The organism is Streptomyces sp. NPDC058335, from assembly GCF_042723915.1.
In the GTDB taxonomy this organism is placed as follows: Bacteria; Actinomycetota; Actinomycetes; order Streptomycetales; family Streptomycetaceae; genus Streptomyces.
Map to the genome: position 1 here is coordinate 671,850 of NZ_JBHXHX010000001.1, position 13,443 is coordinate 685,292.

Annotated in this window: 11 protein-coding genes and 1 pseudogene; 3 read left to right on the top strand and 9 right to left on the bottom strand. The window is 72.6% G+C overall.

Features of this window, described 5'->3' with window-relative positions:
* Nucleotides 1-19 precede the first annotated feature (19 nt).
* Both ACFWJX_RS02940 and ACFWJX_RS02945 read right to left on the bottom strand, forming a co-directional pair.
* Nucleotides 20-1,552, bottom strand: coding sequence for an MFS transporter (locus ACFWJX_RS02940; protein ID WP_383235826.1), 1,533 nt, complete (start codon nt 1,550-1,552; stop codon nt 20-22).
* Complete coding sequence (locus ACFWJX_RS02945) at nt 1,549-2,139, bottom strand: TetR/AcrR family transcriptional regulator (RefSeq protein ID WP_383235829.1); 591 nt, start codon at nt 2,137-2,139, stop codon at nt 1,549-1,551. The genes ACFWJX_RS02940 and ACFWJX_RS02945 overlap by 4 nt, the downstream gene beginning before the upstream one ends.
* Nucleotides 2,140-2,228: 89 nt before the next feature.
* Between ACFWJX_RS02945 and ACFWJX_RS02950 the strand changes: the two genes are divergently transcribed.
* Nucleotides 2,229-2,675 (top strand): PPOX class F420-dependent oxidoreductase, encoded by a 447-nt coding sequence (locus ACFWJX_RS02950; RefSeq protein ID WP_383235832.1) that lies wholly within the window; start codon nt 2,229-2,231, stop codon nt 2,673-2,675.
* Nucleotides 2,676-2,733: 58 nt separating this feature from the next.
* Here ACFWJX_RS02950 and ACFWJX_RS02955 read toward each other — a convergent pair whose 3' ends face one another.
* The 3 genes from ACFWJX_RS02955 to ACFWJX_RS02965 form a co-directional block, all read right to left on the bottom strand.
* The gene (locus ACFWJX_RS02955) at nt 2,734-3,975 is read right to left on the bottom strand and encodes an MFS transporter (protein WP_383235835.1); all 1,242 of its coding nucleotides are present in this window, start codon (nt 3,973-3,975) and stop codon (nt 2,734-2,736) included.
* A gap of 368 nt (nt 3,976-4,343) precedes the next feature.
* Entirely contained in the window at nt 4,344-5,699 is a 1,356-nt protein-coding gene (locus ACFWJX_RS02960) for an MFS transporter (protein ID WP_383235838.1), read from the bottom strand.
* A 337-nt stretch (nt 5,700-6,036) separates the two neighbouring features.
* Nucleotides 6,037-6,702: a TetR/AcrR family transcriptional regulator gene (locus tag ACFWJX_RS02965; protein ID WP_383235841.1), complete on the bottom strand. Its 666-nt coding sequence runs from the start codon at nt 6,700-6,702 to the stop codon at nt 6,037-6,039.
* Nucleotides 6,703-6,872: 170 nt separating this feature from the next.
* On the opposite strand from ACFWJX_RS02965, the gene ACFWJX_RS02970 reads away from it, so the two are divergent.
* Both ACFWJX_RS02970 and ACFWJX_RS02975 read left to right on the top strand, forming a co-directional pair.
* A complete protein-coding gene (locus ACFWJX_RS02970; protein ID WP_383235844.1) occupies nt 6,873-7,769 on the top strand; it encodes a shikimate dehydrogenase in 897 nt (298 codons plus the stop codon).
* A 379-nt stretch (nt 7,770-8,148) separates the two neighbouring features.
* Nucleotides 8,149-9,966, top strand: a complete 1,818-nt coding sequence (locus tag ACFWJX_RS02975) for a bifunctional sugar phosphate isomerase/epimerase/4-hydroxyphenylpyruvate dioxygenase family protein (RefSeq protein WP_383235847.1) — start codon at nt 8,149-8,151, stop codon at nt 9,964-9,966.
* Between the two features lie 69 nt (nt 9,967-10,035).
* Here the strand turns inward: ACFWJX_RS02975 and ACFWJX_RS02980 are convergent, their stop codons facing one another.
* The 4 genes and pseudogenes from ACFWJX_RS02980 to ACFWJX_RS02995 form a co-directional block, all read right to left on the bottom strand.
* On the bottom strand, nt 10,036-11,478 hold the full coding sequence (locus tag ACFWJX_RS02980) for a membrane-associated oxidoreductase (RefSeq protein WP_383235849.1): 1,443 nt from the start codon (nt 11,476-11,478) through the stop codon (nt 10,036-10,038).
* Between the two features lie 96 nt (nt 11,479-11,574).
* The gene (locus tag ACFWJX_RS02985) at nt 11,575-12,162 is read right to left on the bottom strand and encodes a histidine phosphatase family protein (protein WP_383235851.1); all 588 of its coding nucleotides are present in this window, start codon (nt 12,160-12,162) and stop codon (nt 11,575-11,577) included.
* 8 nt (nt 12,163-12,170) lie between these two features.
* Nucleotides 12,171-13,049: a phosphogluconate dehydrogenase (NAD(+)-dependent, decarboxylating) gene (gene gnd / locus ACFWJX_RS02990; RefSeq protein ID WP_383235853.1), complete on the bottom strand. Its 879-nt coding sequence runs from the start codon at nt 13,047-13,049 to the stop codon at nt 12,171-12,173.
* Nucleotide 13,050: 1 nt separating this feature from the next.
* Nucleotides 13,051-13,443 (bottom strand): annotated as a pseudogene (locus tag ACFWJX_RS02995) (glucose-6-phosphate isomerase); the annotation flags it as partial.

Genomic DNA, 13,443 nt, shown 5'->3' on the forward strand with positions numbered 1-13,443 from the left:
ATACCCCGCCGGAACGACCTCAGACTTCATCGTCGCCCAGGGACGGCCCGAAAGCCCCCCTTTCGACAGCGCGAACGGTGTGCTGTGCGTCGCTCGGACCGGCCGGAACAGGCCGCCCGAGGGGGTCGGGAGCACCGGCCGGTACGGCGGCGGGAACGACGGCTGGAACTCCGGCGCGAAGGCCGGCGGCGACCGGCCGCGGCCCGCCCGGAAGCGCCCGGCAGAACGGCAGCGCCGCCACGACCCCCACGGCGAGCACGACGAGGGGCGACCTGGTCCCGGCCGCACCCATGAGGACGGTCGCCGACGCCACCCCGAGCACCGGCCCGACGTTCATCGCCGTCTGCTGCAACCCGCCCGCCACCCCGGCCGACTCCGCGGGAGACTGTCGTACGACGACATGGGTCGCCGCGACCATCACCGTGCCGAATCCGGCGCCGACCAGGGCGAACCCGGTGCAGAAGGCGGCCGTGCCGCGGGCGGCGGCGAGGACGAGGAGGCCGGCGGCGAGGACGGCGGTCGCGCCCGCGACGGCGGGACGGGCACCGGCCCGGCGCAGCAGGACGGCCGACAACGGCGCGGCGGCCACCAGGGACGCGGCCAACGGCAGGCTGACGAGGGCGGTGCGCAGCGGGGTGAGACCCAGGTCGTCCTGGAGGACGTACACGCAGGCGAAGAGGCCGCCGTTGAGGGCCGCCGACACGATGACCAGCAGGGCCAGTGCCGCACCGACCGCCGGGGAGCCGACGACGGCGGGCGGCAGCAGGGGTGCCGGGGCGCGGCGCTCGCGGCGGACGAAGCCGGCCCCCGCGACGACGGCCGCCACGGCCCCCAGCGCACCGGCGGGTCCGGAGGGCGCGACGAGGGTGTGCACCAGGCAGCCCAGCGCCACCGCGAGCCAGAGGGCCCCGGGGACGTCGAGGGCCGTCTCTGTTTCTCTTTCCGTCTCTGTTTCCGATGCCGCTTCCGGTGCCGTTTCCGATGTCGACGAGGTCGTGTCCTGAGAACGGTTTCCGCCGACGAGCGCGAGCGCGCCGAACACCAGCGCGGGCACCACGTTCAGCAGGAACACGGAGCGCCATCCGAACCCGGTCGTCAGCGCCCCGCCCAGTAGGGGACCGGCGGCCGCCGCCAGCCCGATCGCGGCCGTGCGCGCGGCGATCGGCCGCCGCAGCGACTCCGCGGGGTAGGACGCGCGCAGCATGCCGAGCGTGGCCGGCTGCAACAGTGCCCCGAACACACCCTGCGCCACCCGGAGTCCGATCACCCAGCCCACGCCCGGCGCCACCGCGATGCCCGCCGAGGCCACCCCGAAGCCGAGCATCCCCCAGGCGAACGTACGCCGGTGCCCGTACCGGTCGCCGAGCCGTCCCGAGACCACCAACAGGCTGGCCACCGCGACGAGATACCCCGTGCTGGTCCACTGCACCTGCGCGAAGGGGGCGTCCAGATCGCGTTGCAGCGTGGGCTGGGCGACCGTGAGGACGGTGCCGTCCAAGGCGACGACCATGGCACCGGCGACACTGCTCGCCAGGGTCAGCGGACGGTTCACCGGTCGGCCTCCGGCCCCAGATGCGCGTCGAGCGCCGTCCGCAGCAGCGGTCCGAAGTCATCGACTCCCGTGGCAAGTTGGAGGCTGCCCCAGCTCCACAACTGCGCGATGCCGTGCAGATTCGCCCACAGTGCCGCGGTGACCGCGCGGGCGTCGGCGTCCGGCCGGACCCGGCCGACCAGCTCCACCAGCACGCCGAACAGCGGCAGGCTGGTGTCCCGCAGACCCAGGTGCCCGCTCACCAGCAGGTCATGACGGAACATCAGCTCGTACATGCCGGCGTTGTCGAGCGCGAACTCCAGGTAGACCCGCCCCAGTTCGGTGATCTGCCCGCGCGGGGCCGCGGTGCCGTCCCCGCGTGCCGCGGTCACCCGGCCGGCCAGGTCGGTGAAACCCCTGCGGGCGATGGCCGACAGCAGCTCCAGATGGGTGGGGAAGTGGCGGCGGGGCGCCCCGTGCGAGACGCCCGCCCGGCGGGCGATCTCCCGCAGGCTCAGCGCCCCGACACCCTCTCGGGCCAGCAGTTCCACACCGACGTCGACCAGCCGGACCCGCAGGTCCTGACCCGGCTTCTCCTCATCGCCCATAGACACTGTCTACCAGGCATCGGTAGACAGTGTCTACCGGCGTTTCGGTGCCAGGGAATGCGGACGGGTCCCGCACCCGTTGTCCGGAGATGACTCAGGACACGCAGCACGCCCTGCTCGCACTGCTCTCCGACGGCCGCGACGGGGTACTGGTCACCCTCAAGCGGGACGGCCGACCGCAGTTGTCGAACGTCAGCCACCACCATTACCCGGACGAGGGCGTCATCCGGATCTCCGTCACCGACGACCGGGCGAAGACCCGCAACCTGCGCCGCGACCCACGCGCCTCGTACCACGTGTCCGCCCCCGACCGCCGCGCCTACACCGTCGTCGAGGGCACCGCCGAGCTCTCACCCGTCGCCGCACACCCCTACGACGACACGGTCGAGGAGCTCGTCCGCCTCTACCGGGACGTCCTGGGCGAACACCCCGACTGGGAGGACTACCGCGCCGCCATGGTCCGCGACCGCCGCCTGGTGGTCCGCCTCCGGGTGCAGCGCGCGTACGGCATTCCCCAGGGGGCCAACGACGGCTGAGAGCCCGCTGCTCGATCCGGGTGGTGGCGGGGGCGACCGGGTGCACGCGGCGAGACCCTCACGCCGCTGGGAATCCGTGCCTGCGCGCCCCCGCCACCACCATGAACACCGGGACCATCAGCACCAGGACGCTCCACGGGAACGCCGTCGCGCCGAACAGGCCGAGCAGCAGGCCGCCGGCCAGCCCGCCGCCCGCCATCGCCGCGTTCCACAGGGTGACCAGCATGGCCTGGGCCTCCTCGGCCCGCTCCCCGCCCGCCTCGGCCACCGCCGTCTGCAACAGCGTGGGCACACCGCCCCAGCCCAGACCCCACAGCGCCGCCGCCGCGTACACGACCGGCGGGCTGCCGGCGAAGAGGGCCAGCAGGCCCGCCGACGCCCCCACCAGCAGCGCACTCGAGATCGTCAGCGCGCGCAGCCGGCGGTCGATGCCCGCCCCGACCGCCCAGACACCCGCCAGCGAGGCGCCGCCGAACACCAGCAGCACCAGGTCGGCCGAGCCGCCCATGCCGAACCGGTCGAGGAACGTGGCGAGGTACGCGTACAGGACGGTGTGCGCGAGGACGAAGACGAGGGTGACGGTGAGGACCGGCACCACGCCGGGCACCGACAACGCCCGCAGAACCGGAGCCCGTTCGGCGCGTGACTGCCCCGGCCGGTCCGGGACGAACAGTGCGATCCAGCCGAGCAGCAGCACGGCGAGCCCGGTCATCGTCCAGAACGCCGCCCGCCATCCCAGCGCCCCGCCGAGACACGTGCCCGCCGGCACCCCCAGCGACAAGGCGAGCGGCACGCCGGTCATCACCACGGCCACCGCCCGCCCGCGCAGCGCGGCCGGCACCAGCCGCCGGGCGTAACCGGCGAGCAGGGCCCAGGCCAGGCCCGCCGCCACACCCGCGACGAACCGGGCGACCATCGTCAGCGGATAGTTCGCGGACGCGGCGGTGACCGTGTTGGCGGCGGCGAACCCCGTCATCGCCGCGAGCAGCAACCGCTTGCGCCGCCAGCCGGCGGTCGCCGCGGTCAGGGGGATCGCGGTGAGGGCCGTTCCGACCGCGTAGGCGGTTACCGACTGCCCCATGGCGGACTCACCGACACCGAGACCGGCGCTCATGGCGGGCAGCAGGCCTGCGGGGAGGGTCTCGGTGAGGCTCGTGACGAAGACCGCGGTGGCGAGGGCGAGGAGGGCCGGGAGGGGGAGCTTGCCGGTGTCCGCGCTGTCCGCGCTGTCGGCTCTGTCCGCGCCGCTCGCGTCGTCCGCGCTCGACCGGCTGTGGGGAGGGGAGACTTCGTTTTGCATGCCCGCAGGGTCGGTCTTGACACCGGTGTCAGGTTCAAGGGCTGGGCTGGTCGTAACCGGTTCCACAACTGATCCCACGACCGGTTCCACGACTCATCCCACAACCGGATCCACAACGGTTCCCGCAACCGGATCCACAACGGTTCCCGCAACCGGATCCACAACGGTTCCCGCAACCGGATCCACAACGGTTCCCGCAACCGGATCCGCAACGGTTCCCGCGACCGGTTCCGCAACCGTTCCCACCGGTGACCGCGCCGGCCGCGCGCCGCGCCCGAGCCCCCGGAGCCGTGACCGGCGTCCAGGGGCTCAGCGGAGCGGGGGAGGAGGAGAGTAGGTGCGGTCAGGCCGTAACCGTTTCCCGCTGGTCAGGCCGCAACCGTTTCCCGCTCGGTTGCCGGTCGGCGCGGGCGCTCGCCCAGTTGCTCGGTCGGAAGCTTCGCCGTCTCCTTGGCCGACAGGGCCGCGATCACCGGGGGCACGCACAGCGCAGCCGTGAACAGTGCCACCGCCGTCCAGTCGTCGCCGTCGGGGCCGGCGATCTGCGCGGCGAAGGTGACCGCGAAACCGGCTACCGCAAAGCCGATCTGGGTGCCGATCGCCATGCCGGACAGCCGCACGCGGGTGGAGAACATCTCGCCGTAGAAGGCGGGCCACACCCCGTTGGCGGCGCTGTAGACGATCCCGAAGGCGACGATGCCGAGGACCATGGTCAGCGGGTAGGAGCCGGTGGAGATCGCCCACAGGTAGAGGAACATCGCCCCGGCGCTGCCGGCCGCGCCGACCAGGAACACCGGTCGGCGGCCGATGCGGTCGGACAGCGTGGCCCACAGGGGAATCGCCGCCAGCGCGACCAGGTTGGCCAGCGCGCCCACCCACAGCATCGAGGAGCGGCTCATCCCCACCGAGTCGCTGGTGGCGTAGGCCAGCGCCCACACCGTGAAGATCGTGGAGACCGAGGCAACGAGCGCACCCGCGACGACCCGCAGCACGTCCGCCCAGTGCTCGCGCAGCAGCACCACCAGCGGCAGCTTGACGACGCCCTCGCTGTTCGCCTGCTGGGCGAAGGCCGGCGTCTCGTCCAGCTTGCGGCGGATGACGTAACCGACGACGGCGACCCCGATGCTCAGCCAGAACGGCACCCGCCAGCCCCAGGACAGCAGCTGCTCCTCGGGCAGAGCGGCGATGGGGAGGAAGACCAGCGTGGCCAGGAGCTGACCGCCCTGGGTGCCGCTGAGGGTGAAGCTGGTGAAGAAGCCGCGCCGGTGCGGTGGCGCGTGCTCCAGCGTCATGGAGTTGGCGCTGGCCTGCTCACCCGCGGCGGAGATGCCCTGGAGCACGCGGCACAGCACGAGCAGCACCGGCGCGAGCGTGCCGACCTGGTCGCGGGTCGGCAGACAGCCGATGAGGAACGTCGACACGCCCATGAGCATCAGGGTGAACACCATGATCTTCTTGCGGCCCACCCGGTCCCCGAAGTGACCGAGGAACAGCGCGCCGACCGGACGGGCCGCGTAGGCGACACCGAAGGTGGCCAGCGACAGCAGGGTCGCGGTGGCCGGGTCGGACTCGTCGAAGAAGACCTTCGGGAAGATCAGCGCCGCCGCGCTGCCGTAGATGAAGAAGTCGTAGTACTCCAGGGCGCTGCCGATCCAGGCGGCGGTCGCGGCCTTCTTCGGCTGGCCGGGCGGGGCGGCGTCGTGGGGTGCTGCGGGGACGGACACGGCGTGCTCCTTCGGGGAAACTCCAACGTACGCGGAGTGAGGGAGGGCGAGGGAGGGACGAAGGGGCCGGTTCCCTGGGGTGACGGGGCGGCTCTGCCGGGCGCTACCCGGCTAATTAACGCACTGGATAGTTAGTAGCGGTTGGGTAGGGATGTTGCGCCCGCGTTTCGCCGGTGTCAAGAGGTCCCGCACGAGGAGGTCGGCCGGCTGCGGGTCCGCCGGACGACCTGCCACTCGCTCCGTCGCACGCCGCTCGCGCGGCCGCGGTCCCCCGCCGTGGGTTGTCCGCGCGCCGTGCGCTGTCACTCCGCCGCGTGGACCGACGCGCGGACCGGCGTCACTCCGCCGCGCGTTCCGCCGTCAGGTAGGCGATCACCATGTCGCCGAGCATGGCGCGGTAGTGCTCGCGCTGGGCCGGGTCGACGAGGTCGCGCCCGAACAGAGCGCCGAAGGTGTGTCGGTTGGCCACCCGGAAGAAGCAGAACGCGCTGATCATCGCGTGCAGATCGACGGCGTCGACGTCGGCCGTGAACAGGCCGGACTCCTGCCCGGAGGCCAGGATGCGGCGGATCACGTCGAGAGCGGGGGAGCCGATCCTCCCCAGCTTCTCGGAGGCGGCGATGTGCTCGGCCCCGTGGATGTTCTCGATGCTGACCAGCCGGATGAAGTCGGGGTGCTGTTCGTGGTGGTCGAAGGTCAGCTCCGCGAGCCGGCGGATGGCCGCGACCGGGTCCAGGTGTTCTACGTCGAGCTGCTGCTCGGTGTCCCGGATCACGCCGTACGCCCGCTCCAGGACGGCGGTGAACAGCTGCTCCTTGCCGCCGAAGTAGTAATAGATCATGCGCTTGGTGGTGCGGGTGCGGGCGGCGATCTCGTCGACGCGGGCGCCGTCGTACCCGGCCCGCGCGAACTCCTGGGTGGCCACGTCGAGGATCTCGGCCTGGGTGCGGGCGGCGTCGCGGATCCGCCCGTTGGGTCGTGCCGGTTCGTCGACGCTGGTCATCGGGTTCCTTCGGGCGTAGAGCGGGCTTCCTTCGGCGTGCCGTGATTCTAGAAGCCCCGGTGCCCCTGGTACGGCGTGAGGTCTTCCCTCATGACCCGACTCGGTGCTATGACTAACTCACCGGTTCGTACATTAACCGCCGCTCGCTTCGCCCGCTCAGGAGGTCCGTCGTGACCAAGGACGTGTCCCACGGGACGCAGGACTCGTATCTCGTCGCACTGATCGGCTCCGGAATCGGCCCGTCCCTCAGCCCGGCGCTGCACGAGCGGGAGGCGGACCGGCAGGGGCTGCGCTACCTGTACCGGCTCTTGGACATCGACGTGCTCGGGGTGCCGCCGGAGGCGGTGGGCGATCTGGCGCGGGCCGCGCACGACCTCGGCTTCGACGGCCTGAACATCACGCACCCGTGCAAGCAGCTCGTCATCCCGCATCTCGACGGGCTCGCACCGCAGGCCGAGGCGCTGGGAGCGGTCAACACCGTCGTCTTCGAGGACGGCCGGGCCGTCGGCCACAACACGGACGTAACCGGTTTCGCCGCCTCTTTCGCGCGCGGTCTGCCCGACGCGCCGCTGGATCGGGTGGTGCAGCTCGGCGCGGGCGGCGCGGGCGCGGCCGTCGCGCACGCCACGCTCACCCTCGGCGCCGGCCGGGTGACCGTCGTCGACGCGCTGCCCGAACGGGCCGCCGCCCTCGCCGACTCCCTCAACCGGCACTTCGGCGCGGGCCGGGCGGACTCCGCGACCCCGGACCGCCTCGCCGGTCTGCTGGCGCGGGCCGACGGCATCGTGCACGCCACCCCGACCGGCATGGCCGCCCACCCCGGCCTGCCCTTCCCGGCAGAGTTGCTGCACCCCGGACTGTGGGTCGCCGAGGTCGTCTACCGGCCCCTGGAGACCGAGCTGCTGCGCACCGCCCGCGCACAGGGCTGCGCCGTTCTCGACGGGGGCGGGATGGCCGTCTTCCAGGCCGTGGACGCGTTCCGGCTCTTCACCGGTCGGGAACCCGACAGCACCCGCATGCTCGCGGACATCGCCGAGCTGGCCGGCGCGGTCCCGGTGCCCGAATAGCCCCGCGGTTCCCGAAACCGGCTCCGGAAACCGGCTCCGGAAACCGGCTCCGGAAACCGGCTCCGGAAACCGGCTCCGGAAACCGGCTCCGGAAACCGGCTCCGGAAACCGGCTCCCGAAATCGGTTACCGAACGCCGTTCCCCAAGGTGGTGACGCGGTTGCTGAAGGCGGTTACCGAACGCGGTAACACAGCGGCTGTATGCGGTTGCTGAAGGCCGTTACCGAAGGCGGTTTCCGCCGACGGCTTCCCAAACCGGTGACGCGGTTGCTGAAGGCGGTTTCCCACGCGGTCTCCCCACGCGGTCTCCGCACGCGGTTTCCCTACGCGATTTCCCCACGCGGTCCGAGCATGGTCAGGAAGAAGGAAGAGGTACCCAGGTGCGTACGTCCATCGCCACCGTCTCCCTCAGCGGTTCCCTCACCGAGAAGCTCACGGCGGCGGCCCGTGCGGGCTTCGACGGCGTCGAGATCTTCGAGAACGACCTGCTCGCCAGCCCCCTCACCCCCGAGCAGGTCCGCGCCCGCTGCGCCGACCTGGGCCTCACCATCGACCTGTACCAGCCGATGCGGGACATCGAGGCCGTGCCCGCCGACGAGTTCGCCCGCAACCTGCGCCGTGCCCGCGCCAAGTTCACCCTGATGAACCGGCTCGGCGCCGACACCGTCCTGGTCTGCTCCAGCGTCTCCCCGCTCGCCACGGACGACGACGCCCTCGCCGCCGAACAGCTCGCCCGACTCGCCGACCTGGCCCAGGACTTCGGCGTCCGGGTCGCCTACGAGGCGCTCGCCTGGGGACGGCATGTCAGCACGTACGACCACGCCTGGCGCATCGTCGAGACGGCCGGACACCCGGCGCTCGGCACCTGCCTGGACAGCTTCCACATCCTCTCCCGCGGCTCCGACCCCAAGTCCATCGAGGACATCCCCGGCGAGAAGATCTTCTTTCTCCAGCTCGCCGACGCCCCCCTGCCCGCGATGGACGTCCTCCAGTGGTCCCGCCACCACCGCCGTTTCCCCGGTCAGGGCGGTTTCGACGTGGCGGGCCTGCTGCGGCACGTGCTGCGCGCCGGTTACGACGGCCCGCTCTCGCTGGAGGTCTTCAACGACGTGTTCCGGCAGGCCGAGGCCGGCCCGACCGCCGTGGACGCCCGCCGATCCCTGCTCGTCCTCCAGGAAGAGGTCGGCCTCGGTGCCCTGCCCGCGCCGGTCGTGCCGACCGGCGTCGCCTTCGCCGAACTCGTCACCCCCGACGCCGAGCCCGTCACCTCCCTCCTCGGCGCCCTCGGCTTCGCCCGCACCGCCCGCCACCGCGGCAAACCCGTCGAACTGTGGGAGCGGGGGGAGGCCCGCGTCCTGGTCAACACGGGCCCGGCCGCCCTTCCCCACTCCCGGCGCCGCTCGGGCGGGGGGACCCCCATCGACGGCACCTGCCTGGCCGCCGTGGGCCTGGAGTCCCCGGACCCGGCCGGCGCCGCCCGCCGCGCCGAGGCCCTCCTCGCCCCCGTCCTGCCCCGCCGCCGTGCCCCCGAGGACGCCCCGCTGGACGCCGTAGCCGCCCCCGACGGCACCGAACTCTTCCTGTGCGCGACGAACCGTCCGCAACTGCCCGACTGGCGCGCCGACTTCGCGGACCTGCCGGACATCGCCGCCCCGCGGGACGGGGTCCGCATCGACCACCTCTCCCTCACCCAGCCCTGGCACCACTTCGACGAGGCGGTCCTCTTCCACCGCGCCGTCCTCGGCCTCGACGCCGAGGAGAGCGTGGACGTCGCCGATCCCTACGGCCTGCTGCGCAGCCGCGCCGTGAGCACCGCCGACGGCGCCGTCCGCATCCCCCTCACGGTCGGTGCCGCACCCGGCGACGACACCGCCCACGCCCGGCACATCGCCCTGGCCACCCCCGACGTGGTCGCGGCGGCCCGCCGCTTCACCGAGGCCGGCGGCCACCTCCTGCCGATCCCCGCGAACTACTACGACGACCTCGCGGCCCGCCACGAGTTCACCGACGGCGAGCTGGCGACGTACCGCGAACTGGGCATCCTCTACGACCGGGACGCGCACGGCGTCTTCCGGCACTGCTACACCCGCACCGTCGGCCGCGTCTTCTTCGAACTCGTCCAGCGCGACGGCGGCTACCAGGGCTACGGCGCCGTGAACGCGCCGGTGCGACTGGCCGCCCAGCACGCCGCCCGCTGACCCAACGCCCCGAGACGGACTGGCCCCGACCGACCGGCCCCGGCCGACCGGCACCGGACGCGGCCCGGCCTACTGGCGGCTGACCGTTCTCGTCACGCCGGCGACGACGGTCGTGGCCAGGATCCAGCCGGTGAGGATGAGGAGGTAGGACAGGCTCTGGTGCCAGCCGGACGGGGCGAACGCGGACTCCTGGCCGAAGGAGATGACGGGCAGCAGCAGGTCGAGGGTGTAGAAGACCGGGTTGAACTCGGGGGCCTCGGCCGCCTTGAGCGCACGCGGATGCTCCACCGAGAACGCGACCGACCCGGCCGCCAGCAGCGACAGCAGCCATACGGCGGCCCGCAGCGGGCGGAAGCCGTAGCCGACGGCCGCGTCCTGGAGGCGCCCCCACAGCCGGCCGTACCAGGGGAGCGTGGCCCGGTGCCGGCGCAGCTTGGCGAGCTGGACCAGCCGGGCGGCCCGGTCGTCGCCGGTGTTGCGGTAGGCGGCGGTGAGCTGTTCGTAGGCGTGCGGGTCGAACGCGCCGCCGTCGCGCTCCAGCATCGGCAGCCGGCGCTCGGCGGGCTCGTGCGGGGTGAGGAAGGTGTAGGTGAGGTCGAGGAGGCGCACCTGGGTGGGCAGCATCTCCGGCTCCAGGTGGAGCTGGTTGATCACGGCGCGGCGCAGGTTGAGCCGGCCCTGGATCGGCGGTCCCCCGCGCAGCAGCATCTCGCCGATCGTGCAGCTGCTGGCGCGCAGGGCGGTGTCGCCGGGGGCGGAGAGCGTCGCGTACAGCAGGTCGATCCGGCCGGGTATGCGGGCGCCGCGCAGGTCGATCCGGCCGTGGGCGCGCATGCGGCGGCCCAGGAGGTTGGCGCCGACGTCGAGGGATTCCCCGTCCAGGACGTGTCCGCCGGGGTTGCCGAGTTCGGCTTCCTCCAGGTCGATCGAGCCGGCCACGCTCGCGCCGTCCAGCCGGATCAGGCCGCGGGTGCGCAGTCCGCGGGCGCAGAGGTCGTCGCCGACGGAGATCTGGTTGAGCTGGAGCACGGGCCGCGCGGGGTCGTCCCCGGCGATGTCGGCCCGGTCGACGAACAGTGCCCCGGCGATCTGTGCCCCGGCGAGGTGCACGGGGCCGCCGATCCGGCAGCCCGTGAGCCGTACGCTGCCCTCGATCCGGGTCCGCGCGGCCGCCAGGCCGGGCAGCTGGGAGTCGCTCAGGTTGAGGTAGTTCAGCTGGGCGCCGGACAGACGGGGCACGCTGTCGAAGCGGCACCGGAGGAGGCGGACGACGCTGTCGACGGTCGCGTTCCGCAGGTCGAGGACACCGGTGATGAGCGCGCCCACGAGTTTGAGTGCTGCTATCTCCCCCGGTTCCCGGGGGCCGTTGAGAAGCAGGGCGCGCAACACGGAGGCCCGCAGGCTCTGTTCGGGGCCGTTCTCCGTGCCCGCGCCGCGGAGGTCGACCTCCGCCCCCGTGGCGAAGGCCCGCCAGACGCGCTGTTCGGCCGGTGTCAGATCGTTGATCTCCATCAGCCGCGACTCTGGCGGGCCCTCTGCGTGGTGTCAACCGGCTGCCGACCGGCTGCGGACCGGTTGCCGACCGGCTGCGGACCGGTTGCCGACGGGCTAGGTCCGGGCGTTCCATTCGGCGATGACGGGTCGCCCGTGCTCCGTCGACAGCCGGCTGACCGTACCCGTGGCCAGCTGGAACAACCGCCCTTCGGCGGGCGGCAGTCCGAGTCGACGGGCCGTCAGCACCCGGAGGAAATGGCCGTGTGCGACGAGCACGACGTCACCGTCGCCGAGCGCCGCGTCGACGCGGGCCAGCACCCGGTCGGCGCGCAGCCCGGCCTCCTCCGGCGACTCACCGGGGTGGCCGTCCGGTCCGGGCGGCACGCCGTCCGTCCACAGGTCCCAGGTGGGCCGGGTGCGGTGTATGTCGACGGTGGTGATGCCCTCGTAGCCGCCGTAGTCCCATTCGTGCAGGTCGGGTTCGAGGGCGGCCCCGGTGACGCCCGCGAGTTCGGCGGTGCGGACCGCGCGGTGCAGCGGGCTGGTCAGGGCGAGTGAGAAGGTCCGGCCGGAGAGGAGTGGAGCGAGGGACTTGGCCTGTTCCTCGCCGTGCGCGGTGAGCGGCAGGTCGGTCCAGCTGGTGTGCCGGCCCGACAGGCTCCACTCCGTCTCCCCGTGGCGGACCAGCAGGAGATCCCCCACGGCCGGGCCTACTTCGCCGACTCGACGGCGTGGCCGCCGAACTGATTGCGCAGCGCCGCGATCATCTTCATCTGCGGCGAGTCCTCCTGCCGGGAGGCGAACCGCGCGAAGAGGGACGCCGTGATCGCCGGGAGCGGCACCGCGTTGTCGATGGCCGCCTCGACGGTCCAGCGGCCCTCACCGGAGTCCTCTGCGTAGCCGCGCAGCTTGTCCAGGTGCTCGTCGTCGTCGAGGGCGTTGACCGCCAGGTCGAGGAGCCAGGACCGGATGACGGTGCCCTCCTGCCAGGAGCGGAAGACCTCGCGGACGTCGGTGACCGAGTCGACCTTCTCCAGCAGCTCCCAGCCCTCGGCGTAGGCCTGCATCATGGCGTACTCGATGCCGTTGTGGACCATCTTGGAGAAGTGGCCGGCGCCGACCTTGCCCGCGTGGACATAGCCGTACGGGCCCTCCGGCTTGAGCGCGTCGAAGATCGGGCGCAGCCGGTCGACGTGCTCCTTCTCGCCGCCGACCATCAGCGCGTAACCGTTCTCCAGGCCCCACACACCGCCGGAGACGCCCGCGTCGACGAAGCCGATGCCCTTGGCGCCCAGCTCCGCGGCGTGCTTCTCGTCGTCCGTCCAGCGGGAGTTGCCGCCGTCCACGACGGTGTCGCCGGCCTCCAGGAGGTCGCCCAGCTCGTCGACGACGGACTGCGTCGCGGCGCCGGCCGGGACCATCACCCACACCGTGCGCGGCGCTTCGAGGCTCTCGACGAGTTCGGCGAGGCCGCTCACGTCGGACAGGTCGGGGTTGCGGTCGTAGCCGACGACGGTGTGGCCGGCGCGGCGGATGCGCTCCCGCATGTTGCCGCCCATCTTGCCGAGACCGATCAGACCCAGCTGCATGTCAGTGCACTTCCTTCAGTTCACGGTAGGCGGCCACGAGGGCGGCGGTGGAGGCGTCCAGGCCGGGGACGTCGGCGCCCTCGGTGAGGGCGGGTTCGACGCGCTTGGCGAGGACCTTGCCCAGTTCCACGCCCCACTGGTCGAAGGAGTCGATGTCCCAGACCGCGCCCTGGACGAACACCTTGTGCTCGTAGAGGGCGATGAGCTGGCCGAGGACCGACGGGGTCAACTCGCGGGCCAGGATCGTGGTGGTGGGGTGGTTGCCCTGGAAGGTGCGCGGCGCGATCTGCTCCTCGGGGACCCCCTCGGCGCGTACCTCGCCGGGGGTCTTGCCGAAGGCCAGCGCCTGCGTCTGCGCGAAGAAGTTGGCCATCAACAGGTCGTGCTGCGCCCT

Bases quoted from the DNA above. Each gene is read 5' to 3' on its own strand.
- ACFWJX_RS02945 (WP_383235829.1), bottom strand. From the start codon at position 2,139: ATGGGCGATGAGGAGAAGCCGGGTCAGGACCTGCGGGTCCGGCTGGTC.
- ACFWJX_RS02950 (WP_383235832.1), top strand. From the start codon at position 2,229: ATGACTCAGGACACGCAGCACGCCCTGCTCGCACTGCTCTCCGACGGC.
- ACFWJX_RS02955 (WP_383235835.1), bottom strand. From the start codon at position 3,975: ATGCAAAACGAAGTCTCCCCTCCCCACAGCCGGTCGAGCGCGGACGAC.
- ACFWJX_RS02965 (WP_383235841.1), bottom strand. From the start codon at position 6,702: ATGACCAGCGTCGACGAACCGGCACGACCCAACGGGCGGATCCGCGAC.
- ACFWJX_RS02980 (WP_383235849.1), bottom strand. From the start codon at position 11,478: ATGGAGATCAACGATCTGACACCGGCCGAACAGCGCGTCTGGCGGGCC.
- gnd (WP_383235853.1), bottom strand. From the start codon at position 13,049: ATGCAGCTGGGTCTGATCGGTCTCGGCAAGATGGGCGGCAACATGCGG.